The following is a 14,478-nucleotide window of genomic DNA, read 5'->3' as shown; positions in this document are numbered from 1 at the left end:
CCCCGGTAGCGCCGGCCGCTGACCGGCAGCCCCATGAACCTTCGGCGGGGTCCCGCAGTTGCCGGCCAGCGGCCGGCACTACCCGGCTTGCCTGCCGCGCAGCAGGCTGACCGCAAAACCGGCCACTGCCAGCGCACCCGCCACCAGCACCGCCCACAGCACCAGGTTCTTCCAGTCGCGCGGTGCCGGCGCCGGCCGGTAGGCGACATCGCCGGCGCGCTGCACGCCGGCACCGAGGCTGGCGGCGGCCGGCTGCCACTGCGCGCCATTGCGGGTACGCAGCGCGGCCAGCATCGGATCGAGTGCGGCCGGACTCTCAATGGCGTTGGCGCTGCCGGCCACCAGCAGGTATGGCGCGCGGCCCTGCGCGAGGAACACCACGCTGCCGGGGCGATAGCCCAGCCGCAGCACCGGGGCCGATGCCGGCAGCCCGCCCGGTTCGGCCTGCAACCGCCACTGGCGGTCGTCCACCGTGCCGGGGATTTCCAGCGGCGCCGAACGCTGCTGCCCACCTGCTTCGCTCAGGTTCCAGGTGTTCCAGCCGCGGGCCAGCACCCGCCAGACGGGAGCACCGCCATCGGCTGCCGCGCGGTCATCGTCGCGGCTGGACACGGTCCAGCCCATCGCGCTGTTGGCCGGCAACGCCACGTCCAGCCGCTGCACCGGGAAACGCCCCTGCAGGCGGTACAGGTAGCCGTCCTTGCCATCGCCACCGGCCTCGGCCTGCAGTTCCTGCCACTGCCAGTCACCGGTGTCGACCGCATCGTCCATTTCGCCGGCGATGCCGCGCAGGCGCGGCGCACCATTGCGTTGCAGCGGCACCAGCCGCAGGTAGCGCAGCGATGTCGCCACCTCGATGCGGTTGCTGCGCAGTTCGCGCTCCCGGTTGCGCAGCTGCACCAGCCGCACCTGCGGGTCCAGCACCTGCCAGCCGCGCAGGTCGTTGCTGGCTTCCAGCCGGTAGCCCAGGTCCAGCGTCGCGCCGGCATCGTCCCATTCCACGTCCAGCGCGCGCAGCTTGCCGGCGTCGTTGCCCAGGTCGAGCAGCCACGCCGGGTCCGCGGCAGCGGCCGCGTTGGAGGCCGCCACCGCGTTGCGGATCGATACCACCCTGCCACCGGCATCGCGCTGCACCACCACGCTCAGGTCGTCGCCAGCGGCAACCGTTGCCGGCGGCAACGCGAACCATTGCAGCGCCTGCCGGCGCAGCGGCCCCGGCAACGGCGTCGCCGCCGCATACGCCACGCTGGGTACCAGCTTGCCGTCGGCGTCGAGCACGCGCACGTCGCGCAGGTCGCGCCGATGCGCAGCCTGATGGACCGACGCATCCAGCGGCACACGGTAGGCGCCGGCATCGGACCGCGACAGCTGCAACGGCCACTGCCGCGCAAATTCATCATTGGCCTGCGCCGCCAACGGCAGCAGGGCCAGCACCAGCAGGCGCTTGATCATGCGGAAGTCTCCTCGTTGTCCGCGGTAACCGGCACCCGCCGCGGCGGCGCCGGCGCCAGCCAGCCGACCAGCGTGCACAGCAGGCCATAGGCGATGAACGCGCCGATGCCGAGCAGGTCGCCCAGGTTGCCGCGGTCGATCAGCAGCAGCTTGGCCAACACCACGCCCATCAGGATCGCGCCGGCCAGCCACAGCCCCCACTGCCCGCGTCGCGAGCCGGTCACCCAGCCGAGCACACCGAGCAGGCTCCACACCACGGTCAGGCTGGTCTGCGCGAGGCGGGTGTCGAGCAGGCGTCCGTTCCACGGCTCGCCGCCCCAATGGTGCACGGCGCGCAGCGTCATCACCGTCACCAGCACCAGCGCGGCCAGTGCCGCCCCCACCCACAGCCACGGCGGCGTGTGTTCGTCGCGGCCCCGCCACAGGCACATCGCGGCCAGCACCAGCACCGCCACCTGCGCCAGTTCCAGCGGATTGAGCAGGGCGACCCACGGCAGCGGCGTCGCAGCCGCAGGGTTGCCCAGCGACAGCAGCCACCACACGCCCAGCACCGCGAACACCGTCACCTGCAGCGCCATGCGGTAGCGGTCGAATGCGTCGCCCAACGGCTGCGCCAGCCAATGCCAGCGGCGCATGGACAGCCACGCCAGCAACAGCCACGGCAGCGCCAGCAGCATGCCGACCCAACCGCCGGCCAGCTCGAAATGGCGGCCGACATGCCAGGCCAGCAGCGAGAACACCGTCGGCCACAGCAGCCACCATGCCAACTGCGCCAGCCCGGCGACGGCATCGCCGGCCACGCGCAGGCACAGCAGGCTGCGCACACCCAGCACCGCGAACAACAGCCACGTCCATGCACCGATGCCGGCAAACGGCTGGCCGTCCCGGGCCACCTGCATGAACGCCAGCGGGAACGCCAGCAGCAAGCCGCCCAGCGTGGTCAGCGACAGGGCCAGCGCCGGCCGGCGCCGGTGCACTTCGGCCGCCAACCAGCCGGTGACACCCAACAGCAGCAACAGCCCGTGCAAACGGCTGTTCGGCTCGACGAAGCGCTCGATTTCGGTGGCGACGTTGCCCAGCCACCACGCCAGGCCCCAGCCATAGGCCGCCACCGCCAGCGGCGCGTTGCCGGCATTGCGGTACAACCATGCCGTGGCGAACCCGGCCAGGGCGATCAGCAACGCCCCCATGAACACCGCATTGGCAATCGCCACCGCGCCGCCCTGCACACCGCCGACGCCCACCACGAAAGCGAACGCCGCCGCCAACTGCAGGCCGATGCCGCTCCAGCGCGCCAGCCGGCGCTGCTGCACCAACCCCAGCCACACCAGCCCCGCGCCTTCCAGCGCAAACACCGAGGCGGTGGCCTTGGCCGACAGCGCCAGCGGCACCGCCAGCGTGGCGAAACCCACCGCCAGGATCGCGTAGCCCTGCGCCAACATGTGCAGGCGCCCGCGCCCCAGCAGCAAGCGTGCCAGCGCCGCGTACAACACCGCCACGCCCAGCGCGCACAGCGCCAGCGGCATACGCTCGCCCTGCAACAGGCAGGCCTGCAGCGAAAACGCCACCAGCGGCGTGCCGAACAGCAGGCAACCGTCGATGCGCGCACTGCCCGCCGTCGCCGCCTTGCGCGCGTACAGCAACGGCAGCAGCAGGTAGAAGCCGAAGAACAGCAGCAGGAACGGCTCGGTGCTGGCGAACTTGGCCGGCGAATACTGCAACACGCCCCACGCCGTGCCGATGCCCCAGGTGAAGGCGAAGCCAAGCAGGTTGAGGACGCGCCACGGCCGCACCCATGCGATGGCGAAGATGCCGGCGTTGAGCACCGCGTAATACGAGAACAGGCCGACGTGGTTGCCGCTGCCGTCGGACAGCCAGATCGGCGCCATGAACCCGGCCAGCACGCCGAGGATCGCCAGCGTGCGCGACTCCTGCAGCACCGCCATCACGCACAGCCCGGCGATCAACACCACGCTGATCGCGAACGCCGGCAACGCGTCGATCATGCCGTAGTTCTTGAACGCGGCGAACACCACCAGCAGCAGGATGCCGATCATGCCGCCCTGCACGGCCAGCGCGAAGCTGCGGTGGCTCTCGCGCCTGCGCCAGGCGAACACCAGCCCGGCCAGTGCCGCGGCGCTGATGCCGGCCAGGCGCAATTCCATCGGCACGCTCAACCAGCCCGCGTCGCTGGCGTATTTCAGCAACGCCGCCACGCCGGCCAGCATCACCAGCATGCCGACCTTGATCGGCACGTTGCCGGAGGTGAACCACTGTTTGACGCGCTCGACGCCACGCTCGATGAAATTCGGCTCCGGCGGCTCCGGCGGTGTCCAGGTCGTCCGCTGCCGGTATTCCGGCTCGGCGCGGGCCGCGGCGGGACGGGCTGGGCGCTCCGGCAACGGCGGCAATGGCGGCGGTGGCGCCACCGCCGCGGATGCGGGTGTTTCCGGCTCCGACACCGGTTCCGGCACGGCCGGCCCGACATCCTCCACGACCGCCACCGGCTCGGCCACGGCGGCAGCCCGTGGCGAAACCGCCGCGGTGGCTTCCGACTCCCCGGCCCGGTGCGCGAATGCCTCTTCCAGCGCCGCCACCCGCCGCTTCAGCGCGGACACCGATACCAGCGCCATGACCAGCAGCACCGGCACCGCCAACAGCAGGGCCACCACCAGCAAACCCAGGACCACCCACATCTCGTCCATTCCTCGTCCTTGTCCCCGCGGGGTGCCGCACATCCTTGACGGCATGCCCCGGAAACGCAAGACGGAATGCGCCCGCCAACGGCAGCAACCATGCGCGATCGGCGCCGGCGTGCCCGGAGCGGCCCCGGGCGTCAGGCCCGGCGGGAAGCAAGGAAACGACCAAGGGTGCAGGGCTTTCCCCGGCACGGCCACACTCCGGATAAAACGAGAATTGTTTTCATTTACAATCCACACCCTCGCCAACCTTCATCCCTGCCGAGAGTCCCGTGCCGCACGTTCCCGCCATGCCAACCGGTTGCCTTCCCGCGCCAGCGCCGGCGCGGTTCGCCCGGTGACGGCCGCCATGACCCCACACCGCCCGACCCGCTGGTATCGCCTGAACCTGTGGCTGCACCGCTGGTGCAGCCTGGTGGCGACGCTGCCGTTCCTGATCCTGTGCCTGACCGGCACGGTGCTGATCTTCCACGAGGAAATCGACGCGGTGATGGGCGTGGTGCCGGCCAGCGTGGACGACGTGCGCCCGCGGATGCCGTTGCAGGCGTCCATCGACGGGATACTGGCGGCCAACCCCGGCGAGCGCGTGGCCAGCATCGGCATCGACCCCAAGGAACACCCCGGCCTGTTGCTGCTGGTGACGGTGCCGACGCAGGCGCACAGGTTCGAGGACATGAAGCTGCGCTTCACCGAACTGGCCACCGCGCTGCCGACCGAACACGCCTTCGACCCCACCTCCACCCTCACCGGCTTCCTGCTGGAACTGCATGCGCACTGGTTCCTCGGCGTGCCGGGCGAGCTGATCGGCGCGCTGATCGCGCTGCTGGTGCTGATTTCGCTGCTGTCGGGCGTGGTGGTCTACTGGCCCTACGTGAAGAAGGTCGCGCTCGGCCTGCTGCGGCGCGGACGCGGGCCGCGCCTGCGCCAGCTCGACCTGCACAACCTGATCGGCGTGGTGGTGCTGGGCTGGGCGCTGGCGGTCAGCCTGACCGGGTTCCTGCTCGGCTTCGGCACCGTCGCCACCAGCGCCTGGTCGTACACCGCCTTCGCCGAACTGCGCGGGCAGCACGACGACGCCGCGGTCGATGCGCGCCGGCCGCCGGTGGACGCGGACACGGCGATGGCGGCGGTGCAGCGCCAGCTTCCGCCGGACTGGCACATCGCCTCGCTGATCTTCCCCGACACCGAGTTCTCCACCCGCCACCACTACACCGCGCTGGCGGTCGGCCCTTCCGGGCTGGAAGAGCGCCTGTACCGCGTCGGGCTGGTGGACGCCGGCAGCGGCGAGGTCGTCAAGTTGACCGAAATGCCCGGCTACATGAAGGCCATCGTGCTGTCGCAGCCGCTGCACTTCGGCGACTACGGCGGCCTGCCGTTGAAGATCCTGTGGACGCTGTGCACGTGGCTGACGCTGTTCATCACCGCCAACGGCGCATGGCTGTGGTGGGACCGGCGCCGCAGGCGCAAGGCGGGTGCGCGATGACCGGCGCGCGCGCGATGTGGCTGGTGGTGGCGCTGGCGCTGGTGTCCGTCGCCGGCATCGTCGGCATGCTGCTGGCCGAAAGCGGTTGGGACGGGTTGTTCTTCGCGATGACGGCGCTGCCGCTGGCGGCCGGTTTGTGGTTTTGGCGGCGAACTGGCAGGCACTACCGAGGTCATACGTAGGTGCCGGGCTTGCCCGGCACGGGGCGTGGCCGGTAAAGCCCCATGCGGGGCAAGCCCCGCATCTACGCAGTGCGGGGTTTTATCGGCAATGCCTCATTCGGGGCAAGCCCCGCATCCACGAGGGGCGATGCGCCCGGTCAATGCGATGCCCGGTGGGTGCCGACCGTTGGTCGGCACTATCGCTCTCGCATGAAACCCACCGGCGCTGCACGCCGTTGCCCGGCCAACGGTCGGGCACCACCGATGCCGCAAACAAAAAAGTGCCGGTGTCAAGTCTTGCGTGCAAAGCACGTAAGGCTTGAAACCACATATGGGACAGTAGGTTAGCTCTTTTCGGCGCCGCTTTGCAGAACCACGGCTTCGTCGGCTAGGAGCCACATAAGAGCGTCTGGGGAGAAAGCCGCATCGCACTGCGTCGTGCTGGATTGCCGGGGAACGGCGGGCCTGTCGCGTCATCATAGCCCAAGAGGTATAGCGGCATCCAGAATGAAGAACGCGCAGCCTGGGGCTGCGCGTTCGATGGATGCCGTTGGATTGCGAAGCCATCATGTCGGCTTCGATGGCGCGCTCCTGGCTGTCGTGCCCTTCCTGAATCCCCGATCCCCCGCCATGAACGCCTCCAGCATGTGCGGGATCAACTTCTCTGCATCGACTGCTTCGCCATATGCCTGCGCGTGCAGCGCGGCGTAGCGGTCGAGGTCGGCTTTCAGGCTGGCCGGGCAGGCAAAGGTCAGTTTGACGCTTTCGGTCTTGGGCAGCGGCCCGAGCCGCAGCTTCTTGGTCGCGCTCATTGCGAAGCTCCCCGATTGAAGAACAGCGGCTGGTAGGGCCGCAGCACCAGATCGCGGTTGACGATGATCCGCACCGGCAGGCCGGGCCGCTCGGTCAGCGTCGGCTGGATGTTCATGTTGCGCCGGGTGATCTCCTGGCCGACCTGATTGATGCTGTCCTGGGCGCTGTCGCGTCCGGCGATGACGATGCGGTTGCCGTCCTGGCGATTCTCCGGCGCGGCCAGCTCGGCGCCGACGCCCAGCAGCGTCGTCAGCACCGCGCCCGCGACGATGCGCTTCCAGTGCCAGTCCACGTCGTCTTCCAGGCCGGCGTAGCCGGCCGGGTCGGTGCCGACAAGATTGTCGAGCGTCAGCGAGGACGTGTCGGGCAGGATGATCCGGTTCCACACCACCTGCACGCGGCTCTGTCCGTAGCTGACCTGGCTGTTGTAGCGCCCGAGGATGCGCGACCCCTGCGGAATCAGCAGGAACTTGCCCGTGGCCGTGTCATAGACCGGCTCCGTCACAGTGCCGATCACGTCGCCCGGCAAGTCCGACTTGATGCCTGTCACCAGTGCGCCCGCGATCACCGTTCCAGCCATCACCTGATACGGCGACGCGGGCAGCGCCAGATTGCCGGAATTGCGGGTTTCCGTAGAACCGGCTTTCAGGAACGCCTCTTTCTGGTCTTGCCGGTTCTGCACGGCGGTCGGGTCGGCGGGCTGGGCCGCCGTCGAGGCAGGCCCAGCAGCGAGCGGATCGAAGGCCGCGAGCGCGTTTGCACCACCAGGCGCACTCGGCGTCGCCTGCGCCGCCGTGGCGGCGGCTTGGCCTTGGCCACCCGAGCGGAAGAACACCGACGAAGCCGCAGCGGCTTCCGCCTCCTTGTGCAAGGCATCGTTGGGATCGTGGCCGGGGGCCGCATAAGCGGCCACGGCCGGCTGCTGCGAGTTCACGATGGCAGGGCCGAGGTCGCCCGGCAGCGGCGGCCCCAGCTCGGGCACTTGCGGCGGCAGCTTCGAGTAGTCGGCCGGCAGGCCGTCCAGCCCTTCGGACTTCGAGACGCGATCGACGTTGTAAAGCTCGGTTTGCTCGTCGGCGCTGCGCCGCTGCGGTTGCAGCGACCAGATCGTGGCCCCGAGCACGGCGACCGCCAGGCCGCCGACGAGGATGGCCAGCGTGCGCCGGTTCAGGCGAGTGACCGGGCGCGGTTGGGCGCGCAGCGCCACCGCTTCCGGCGCGACCTTGCCTGCCTGCGGCGTGGCGAGGTCGGGGGTGTCGTCTTGGCTCATGGTCAGTTCCTCCGCGCAACGCCGTCCGTGCGCTCGATTCGCACCACGTCGCCCTTGTCCCCGCCCAAGCGCAGTTCGGCGGCGCCGAACAGCCGATCCACGATGTAGTACGGCGAGCGGAAGCGGTAATTGACCAGTTGCCCGTCGCCTTCCGGCCCGATCACGAACAGCGGCGGCAGCTCGCCTTGCGCGATGCCGGCGGGGAACTGGATATAAACCTTCTGCCCATCGTCGAAGGCGCGCAGCGGCTTCCAGGGTGGGTTGCTGCCGCTGACCGCGTAGCGGAAGCGCAAGTTTTCCAACGACAAGCCGGAGTCCACCGGCGCGGCGGCGCTGGCCGCCTGCGCCTGGCGCTGCAAGGCCAGCATCCGGTCACGCGGATACTCCCAAGAAGCCGACGCCATCCACGTCTTTTCTGTCGAAGCCAACTCCAGCAGGTACGTCCTGCGGTTGGTGGTGATGACGAGATTGGTCTTGAGGCCCGAGCGGATCGGCTTGACCAGCACATTGACGCGCAGGTCAGCACCGCTGCCGCTCGACGTATCGCCCACGATCCAGCGCACGGTATCACCAGCGGCCACCGTCACCAGCTCCTCGCCCGGCTGGAGCGAAATCACGGTCACGCGGCCCACGGCCGCATAGACCTGATAGAGCGCACCATCGGTGAAGGGCCACACCTGAATCGCGTTGACGTAGCCCTCGCGCGTCGGTGCGACGCGGGCCTCGGCATTGGCGCGCGAGACGCGCACCTTCTCGTCGGCTGGCTCCGGTGCAGGTTTGGCGTCCTCGGCTTCGGGCAACGGCTTCAACTGCGCCGGCATCGGCAGCACCTCGGGCACGGCCACCACCTCCACCGGCGCAGGCGGCTCGGGCAGCGGCTGGGCCTGCACCGGCTCATCGAGCGAGATGGTCGGCGGTGGCTTGCCCTGCGTGGCGCAGCCCGCGAGGGCAAGCAAGATCACCGGCAAGGCGGATTTACGGAAAAGATCATTCATGGCTTGGCTCCTTCGGAAGAATCCAGTTCGCGGCTCCACGACAGGCCGTTGACGTAGATGCCCAGGGGGTTCTTGCGCAGGCGTTCTTCGGTGCGCGGCGGCTGAAGCACGATGGACACCACGGCCGTCCACCGCTCCAAACCCGCCGCGGCACCGTTGACGTACCGGCGTTCCGTCCAGCGCACGTTGAAAGACGTGTCGCTGGCGCGCACGACGCTGGTGATCTGCACCGTCACCGACTCCTTGCCGATGCGCGCGAACGGGTCGTTGACCCGTGCGTAGTCGTTGAGCACCGCCGCGCCCTTGTCGGTCGTGTAGTCGTAGGCGTCGAGCCAGTTCTGGCGGACGACGATGGGGTCGATGGACAGCGAGCGCACCAGCGTCACGAAGCGCGCGATGTGGTGCGCGGTCTGCGCATCGTTGGGCCGGTATGGCGTGGCGGCTTCGCCCACGGCGCGTACCTGGCCCGCGTTGTCCACCTCCACGACGTAGGGCGTCACGATGGACTGCGCCGACCGCCACACCAGGCCGCCGGCCATCAGCAGCGCGAGCGTCAGGCATCCGAAGGCCATCAGCCGCCAGTTCTTCGCCTGCACGCGCGGCGAGCCGATGCGCTCGTCCCACACCTGGCCGGCAGCTTGATACGGCGTGGCAGGCTGCGGCGTGTCGGCGTAGCGCACCTGCGGTTTCTTGAATCGCATGGTCAGTTCTCCTTATGAATCGGAATCGCGCAGGCTCGGGCCTTGCCCGGAGCCGCCGCCATCGCCACCGCGCAGCGCGTGGGCGGTGGTGGTCGCGGCATGGGTGAGTTGCTGGCGGCGATGCAGGCGCTTGGCCCAAGCGGGCTGTTCCTGCGTCTGCGCGGTAGCGGTGCCGGATGCGGCCTCGCCTGCGGCACCCTGACCGGATGCCGCGCCCGCGCCGCCATCGGCAGCAGCGCCATTCCAGCCAGCGCGGAAGGGAGCGGCCATCCGCTGCCCGGCAGCGGAAGCACGGGATGCAGCCGCACGTCCGGCGGACTGCGCGCCGGTCTTGGCGACGTTGCCCAGGCCGGCCATCGCGCCCTTCGCGCCACCGCCTGCGGCGGCGGAACCGGCCTGGAACGCCGACCGGGCGCTGCTGGCCGTCGAGGCGGCAGCACGCGCGCCGCTGCCGGCGAGCTTGGCGGCGGCAGGCGCCATGCGCGCCCCGGCCATGACCGCGCCGCCCACGCCCGTCGCGGCAGCGCCTACGGCAACGGCCGTGCCGGCTGCGCCTACAGCAGCGCCGGCCATAGCGCCGGCGCCGAGCTGCGGCGCACCGGACACCAGGCCCGTAGCGATGCCAGGGCCGAAGATGCCCAGCGCCAGCAAGGTGAGCGAGGCAAGCATGATGACCAGCGCGTGGTCGATGGACGGCTCATCGGGATGAACTTGGAACTCGGCGAACAGGCCCGAGCCGATGCCGACGATCACGGCCAGCACCAGTACCTTGACGCCGGACGACACCACGTTGCCCAGCACCTTCTCGGCGAGGAACGCCGTCTTGTTCCACAAGGCAAACGGCACCAGCACGAAGCCCGCGAGCGTCGTCAGCTTGAACTCGATCAGCGTGATGAAAAGCTGGATTGCCAGCACGAAGAAGCACAAGACCACGACCAGCCAAGCGAGGAACATCACCGTGATGGCATCGAGGTTCACAAACACCTCGGGGAAACCGGCCATCTCGCCGACTTGCTCCAGAATCGGAGCGCCTGCGTCGATGCCGGTTTTCGCCAGTCGGCCCGGCTGCAAGAAGTTCTCCATCGTGATGGTCGAGCCGGTGGCCGTCAGGCCCAGCCCGGCGAAGGAGCGGAACACGATGCCGGCCAGCCAGTTGAAGTTGCCGATGATGTAAGCGAAGGCACCGACGTAGAGCACCTTGCGCAGCAGCTTGGCGATCACGTCCTCGCCCTGGCCGGTGGCGTGACTCATCGCCCAATACAGTCCGGCGATCGTCATGTCGATGACGATCAGCGTGGCGGTGAGGAAGGCCACTTCGCCCTGCAACAGCCCGAAACCCGAGTCGATGTAGGTGGAGAAGATGTTGAGGAAGCGGTCGATGATGGTCACGTCATTCATGGCGTGTCCTCCGGTACGGCGGCCAAGGGCGGCGCTTCGCCATCGGCCGGTTCATCGAAGCTCGGCGGGATCGGCGGCAGGTCGGCCAGCGTCTGGTATTCATCCGGCCCGGCCTGGCCGGAGAAGAAGCGCCGCCGGAAGGCTTCGGCGGCGGCGCGGCAGGCGTCCTCGCCCGTGGCCTGCCGGTCGGCTGCGCATTGCGCGCGCAATGCCTTGAGCCGCACGGGATCGGCGGCCAGGGCATCGGCAAGGTGGTCGGCCGGCTGCTCGCTGCACGCGGCCAGCAGCGCGACACACAGGACGAGGACGCATCGCATGGCGGCCTCCCGTCAGTTGCCGTAGAAGTTCACGGACTGCGGCGTGTACGGCGTGCCGTCGCCCAGGAAGCGCCGCCGCACCTCGCGGGCGCGCTCCGTGGCTGCCGCCTGCCGCGCCAGCTCCAGCGCAGTCGCTCGGTCTTGCGTGATCTGGAGCCGCTGCGCCTGGATCGACTGCTTGGCTTGCAAGGCCAGCAACTGATTCATAGCCTGCATTGCTTGCAGCGCGCCTTCGGCCGACTGGCTCTTGCCCACGAGGTCGGCCAGCACGCTTTCGTCTTCGCCCAAGTTCTGCGACACCTGCGCCTGCATCTGCATCGTGGTCTGCAAGCCGTTGAGCGTGTTTCGCCAACGCTCCTGCGCGTCGCGGTACATCTGGTCGCCGCTGATCGTGGCGGCGTACTGCTCGGGATACAGGCGCGCGAACTCCCGATCCAAATTCGTCACGTCGTAGGCCAAGCCCCTGGCCTGGGCGATCAGTCGTTCGGTCGTCGCCAGATTGGCGCGCAACTGGTTCACCACGCTGGACGGCAGGCTGGCGAGGTTGCGCGCCTGGTTCATCAGCATCTGCGCTTCGTTCTGAAGCTGCTGGATCTGGTTGTTGATCTGCTCCAGCGTGCGGATCGCGGTTAGCGTGTTCTGCACGAGGTTCGTCGGATCGACCACGACCCATTGCGCATGGGCGGTGGCAGTGCAAAGCATGGCCGCGATAGCGGCGGCGATAAGGCGCTTTTTCATGACAGGTTCTCCAGGGATTGGTCAGCGAGGGAACCCGGCGCGAGGCCGGGGAACGAGGGCAGCAGGTCGGCCGCCCAATCGAGGCCGCGATGGCGCAGCCAGGCGTCCGCGAAGCCGGGCACGCCGGCGTCCAGCAGCACGCGGTCTATGTCGCGCTGGTCTTGCGGCGTGGAAGCGCCCGCAAACGCCAGCGCTGCCGGCCCCAGATCGAGGTCGAACAGGCGGTTGCCGAGGCGGGATTGGTAGTAGTAGTCTCGCTTGGGCTGCGCAGTGGCGACGATTTCGATCTGCCGCCTGTTGAGGCCGAAGCCCTCGTAGATCGTGCGAATCTGCGGCTCTGTCGCCTGCGGGTTGGGCAAGAAAATCCGACTCGCGCAGCTCTCGATGATCGCGGGCGCGATGCTCGAATCCTTGATGTCGGCGAGGCTCTGCGTGGCGAAGATGACGCTGACGTTCTTCTTGCGCAGTGTCTTGAGCCACTGGCGGATACGCGCGGCAAACACCGGGGCATCGAGGAACAGCCACGCTTCATCGAGGATCAGCAGCGTGGGCGCCCCGTCGAAGCGTTCATCGGAACGCGCAAAGAGGTAATGCAGCACGGCCATGACGGCGGCCTTGCTGTGCATCAGCTCCTCCATCTCGAAGCACTGCACGTCGGCCATGCCCAGCCGGTCATGGTCGGCGTCCAGCAGCTTGCCGTGGGCGCCACCCAGCACATAGGGCGACAGCGCCTGCCGCAACGTGTTCGATTGCAGCAGCACGGAAAGCCCCGTCATCGTGCGCTGCTCCACCGGCGCACCGGCGAGACTTCCCAGCGCCGACCAGATAGCCGCCTTCTCGTCGGGGCCGACCGCCACGCCTTCGTGCAGCAAGCGACCTTCGATCCATTCGGCGGCCCAGGTGCGGTAGCCCTCACGGTCGATGCGCGTGAGCGGCTGGAAGGCGATTTCGCCATCCGTGCCCAGGTCGTAGTGCTCGCCGCCCAGCCCGAGGATCGCGGCGCGCATGGAACGGCCCATGTCGAAGGCGAAGATGCGCGAGCCGCAATAGCGGCGAAATTGCATCGCCAGCGTGGCGAGCAAGACCGACTTGCCCATGCCAGTCGGCCCCGCGACCAGCGTGTGGCCCACGTCGCCGATGTGCGTGACCAGCCGGAACGGCGTGGCGCCATCGGTGCGCGTGACGATCAGCGGGGGGCCGTCCAGGTGTTCGTTCTTCTCCGGCCCGGCCCATACCGCCGACACCGGCATCATGTGCGCCAGATTCAGCGTCGAGACGATGGGCTGGCGCACGTTGGCGTAAGCATTGCCGGGGAGCGAGGACAGCCAGGCATCCACGGCATTGAGCGTTTCAGGGATGGTGACGAAGCCCCGACCCTGGATGACGCGCTCTACCATGCGTAGCTTCTCGTCTGCGATGGCGGCGTCCTCGTCCATGACGGTGACGGTCGCCGTCAGATAGCCGAAGGCGACTTGATCGCTGCCCAGCTCCTGCAAGGCCGCGTCGGCGTCGGCCGCCTTGTTGCTGGCGTCGGTATCGACCAGCGGGCTTTCCTGCTGGAAGATCGTCTCGCGCAGCAGCGCGATGACGTTCTTCCTTTTCGCAAACCACTGGCGGCGTAGGCGCCCCAACTCCCGTTCCGCCTCGGCTTTGTCGAGGCAGAGAAAGCGCGTGCTCCAGCGGTACGCAAAACCGAGGCGGTTGAGGTCGTCCAGAATCCCCGGCCAGGTCGAGGTCGGGAAACCCCGCACCGACACCACGCGCAGGTGCTGGTCGCCCAGCATGGGCGCCAGGCCACCGACCAGCGGCGAGTCTGTCAGCAGCGCGTCGATGTGGAACGGCACTTCGGGCACGCCCACGCGATAGAGCCGCGTCGAGATGGTCGCGTGCAGGTAGGTCAGCGTCTGCGCGTCATCGAGCCAGTCAATTTCCGGCATCACGCCGTCGAGCAGATCAAAGACGCGATCCGTTTCCGCGACGAAGGCTTGCAGCCGCTCGCGCCAGCCCACGCCATTCGTCGGCGTGTTCTCGTAGAGCATCTTGGCTGCACGGGCACGGGATTCTTCCGGCGGCAGGTAAAGCAGCGTCAGGTGATAGCCGCTCTCGAAGTGATTGCCCGATTCCTCGAAGGCGGCCCGGCGTTCTTCCTCCACCATCCACGAAAGCGGCTCGGGAAACTCCGAGTGCGGATAATCGGCCGCAGGCCGGCGCTCGGCTTCGATGAATAGCGCCCAGCCCGATCCCATGCGGCGCAGCGCGTTGTTCAACCGCGCCGACGTGGCGATCAGCTCGCCTTGCGTCGCGCTGTCGAGGTCAGGCCCGCGAAACCGGGCCGTGCGCTGGAAACTGCCGTCCTTGTTCAAGACGACGCCCGGTGCGACCAGCCCGGCCCAGGGCAGCCAGTCGGCAAGCAAGGCCGGGCGCTGGCGGTATTCGGCGAGGTTCAGCATC

General features: G+C 68.7%; 12 protein-coding genes. 2 read left to right on the top strand and 10 right to left on the bottom strand.

What is annotated here, in order from left to right; genetic code table 11:
* Positions 1-78: 78 nt before the first annotated feature.
* The gene (locus MIC98_RS05985) at positions 79-1,452 is read right to left on the bottom strand and encodes a DUF3999 domain-containing protein (RefSeq protein ID WP_239736472.1); all 1,374 of its coding nucleotides are present in this window, start codon (positions 1,450-1,452) and stop codon (positions 79-81) included.
* Complete coding sequence (locus MIC98_RS05980; RefSeq protein ID WP_239736470.1) at positions 1,449-4,157, bottom strand: DUF2339 domain-containing protein; 2,709 nt, start codon at positions 4,155-4,157, stop codon at positions 1,449-1,451. The genes MIC98_RS05985 and MIC98_RS05980 overlap by 4 nt, the downstream gene beginning before the upstream one ends.
* Positions 4,158-4,500: 343 nt before the next feature.
* Here MIC98_RS05980 and MIC98_RS05975 point away from each other — a divergent pair, with 343 nt between their 5' ends.
* Both MIC98_RS05975 and MIC98_RS05970 read left to right on the top strand, forming a co-directional pair.
* A complete protein-coding gene (locus MIC98_RS05975) occupies positions 4,501-5,634 on the top strand; it encodes a PepSY-associated TM helix domain-containing protein (RefSeq protein WP_239736467.1) in 1,134 nt (377 codons plus the stop codon).
* A complete protein-coding gene (locus MIC98_RS05970) occupies positions 5,631-5,816 on the top strand; it encodes a hypothetical protein (protein WP_239736465.1) in 186 nt (61 codons plus the stop codon). The genes MIC98_RS05975 and MIC98_RS05970 overlap by 4 nt, the downstream gene beginning before the upstream one ends.
* A 545-nt stretch (positions 5,817-6,361) precedes the next feature.
* Here the strand turns inward: MIC98_RS05970 and MIC98_RS05965 are convergent.
* From MIC98_RS05965 to trbE, 8 genes are read right to left on the bottom strand one after another with little or no spacing between them, the layout of a single operon-like run.
* Positions 6,362-6,607 (bottom strand): DUF2274 domain-containing protein, encoded by a 246-nt coding sequence (locus MIC98_RS05965; protein ID WP_015476670.1) that lies wholly within the window; start codon positions 6,605-6,607, stop codon positions 6,362-6,364.
* A complete protein-coding gene (locus tag MIC98_RS05960; protein ID WP_015476671.1) occupies positions 6,604-7,878 on the bottom strand; it encodes a TrbI/VirB10 family protein in 1,275 nt (424 codons plus the stop codon). The genes MIC98_RS05965 and MIC98_RS05960 overlap by 4 nt, the downstream gene beginning before the upstream one ends.
* Positions 7,879-7,880: 2 nt before the next feature.
* Positions 7,881-8,873: a P-type conjugative transfer protein TrbG gene (trbG, locus tag MIC98_RS05955; RefSeq protein ID WP_015476672.1), complete on the bottom strand. Its 993-nt coding sequence runs from the start codon at positions 8,871-8,873 to the stop codon at positions 7,881-7,883.
* A complete protein-coding gene (gene trbF, locus MIC98_RS05950) occupies positions 8,870-9,574 on the bottom strand; it encodes a conjugal transfer protein TrbF (RefSeq protein WP_005304512.1) in 705 nt (234 codons plus the stop codon). Before trbF ends, trbG begins: the two co-directional genes overlap by 4 nt.
* Positions 9,575-9,586: 12 nt before the next feature.
* Complete coding sequence (gene trbL / locus MIC98_RS05945; RefSeq protein ID WP_015476673.1) at positions 9,587-10,972, bottom strand: P-type conjugative transfer protein TrbL; 1,386 nt, start codon at positions 10,970-10,972, stop codon at positions 9,587-9,589.
* On the bottom strand, positions 10,969-11,289 hold the full coding sequence (locus MIC98_RS05940; protein WP_015476674.1) for a hypothetical protein: 321 nt from the start codon (positions 11,287-11,289) through the stop codon (positions 10,969-10,971). Before MIC98_RS05940 ends, trbL begins: the two co-directional genes overlap by 4 nt.
* Positions 11,290-11,301: 12 nt before the next feature.
* On the bottom strand, positions 11,302-12,027 hold the full coding sequence (trbJ, locus tag MIC98_RS05935; RefSeq protein ID WP_239736463.1) for a P-type conjugative transfer protein TrbJ: 726 nt from the start codon (positions 12,025-12,027) through the stop codon (positions 11,302-11,304).
* A complete protein-coding gene (gene trbE / locus MIC98_RS05930; RefSeq protein ID WP_239736449.1) occupies positions 12,024-14,477 on the bottom strand; it encodes a conjugal transfer protein TrbE in 2,454 nt (817 codons plus the stop codon). The genes trbJ and trbE overlap by 4 nt, the downstream gene beginning before the upstream one ends.
* Position 14,478: the final 1 nt, after the last annotated feature.

The organism is Stenotrophomonas sp. NLF4-10 (genome assembly GCF_022359915.1).
In the GTDB taxonomy this organism is placed as follows: domain Bacteria; phylum Pseudomonadota; class Gammaproteobacteria; order Xanthomonadales; family Xanthomonadaceae; genus Stenotrophomonas; species Stenotrophomonas daejeonensis.
The sequence above is the reverse complement of the archived record's forward strand: the minus strand, read 5'-3'. Positions and strand labels throughout refer to the sequence as shown.

What these genes read in the sequence shown, in the direction of transcription:
- MIC98_RS05985 (WP_239736472.1), bottom strand. Translation starts at nt 1,452, where the DNA reads ATGATCAAGCGCCTGCTGGTGCTGGCCCTGCTGCCGTTGGCGGCGCAG.
- MIC98_RS05980 (WP_239736470.1), bottom strand. Translation starts at nt 4,157, where the DNA reads ATGGACGAGATGTGGGTGGTCCTGGGTTTGCTGGTGGTGGCCCTGCTG.
- MIC98_RS05975 (WP_239736467.1), top strand. Translation starts at nt 4,501, where the DNA reads ATGACCCCACACCGCCCGACCCGCTGGTATCGCCTGAACCTGTGGCTG.
- MIC98_RS05970 (WP_239736465.1), top strand. Translation starts at nt 5,631, where the DNA reads ATGACCGGCGCGCGCGCGATGTGGCTGGTGGTGGCGCTGGCGCTGGTG.
- MIC98_RS05965 (WP_015476670.1), bottom strand. Translation starts at nt 6,607, where the DNA reads ATGAGCGCGACCAAGAAGCTGCGGCTCGGGCCGCTGCCCAAGACCGAA.
- MIC98_RS05960 (WP_015476671.1), bottom strand. Translation starts at nt 7,878, where the DNA reads ATGAGCCAAGACGACACCCCCGACCTCGCCACGCCGCAGGCAGGCAAG.
- trbG (WP_015476672.1), bottom strand. Translation starts at nt 8,873, where the DNA reads ATGAATGATCTTTTCCGTAAATCCGCCTTGCCGGTGATCTTGCTTGCC.
- trbF (WP_005304512.1), bottom strand. Translation starts at nt 9,574, where the DNA reads ATGCGATTCAAGAAACCGCAGGTGCGCTACGCCGACACGCCGCAGCCT.
- trbL (WP_015476673.1), bottom strand. Translation starts at nt 10,972, where the DNA reads ATGAATGACGTGACCATCATCGACCGCTTCCTCAACATCTTCTCCACC.
- MIC98_RS05940 (WP_015476674.1), bottom strand. Translation starts at nt 11,289, where the DNA reads ATGCGATGCGTCCTCGTCCTGTGTGTCGCGCTGCTGGCCGCGTGCAGC.
- trbJ (WP_239736463.1), bottom strand. Translation starts at nt 12,027, where the DNA reads ATGAAAAAGCGCCTTATCGCCGCCGCTATCGCGGCCATGCTTTGCACT.
- trbE (WP_239736449.1), bottom strand. Translation starts at nt 14,477, where the DNA reads ATGCTGAACCTCGCCGAATACCGCCAGCGCCCGGCCTTGCTTGCCGAC.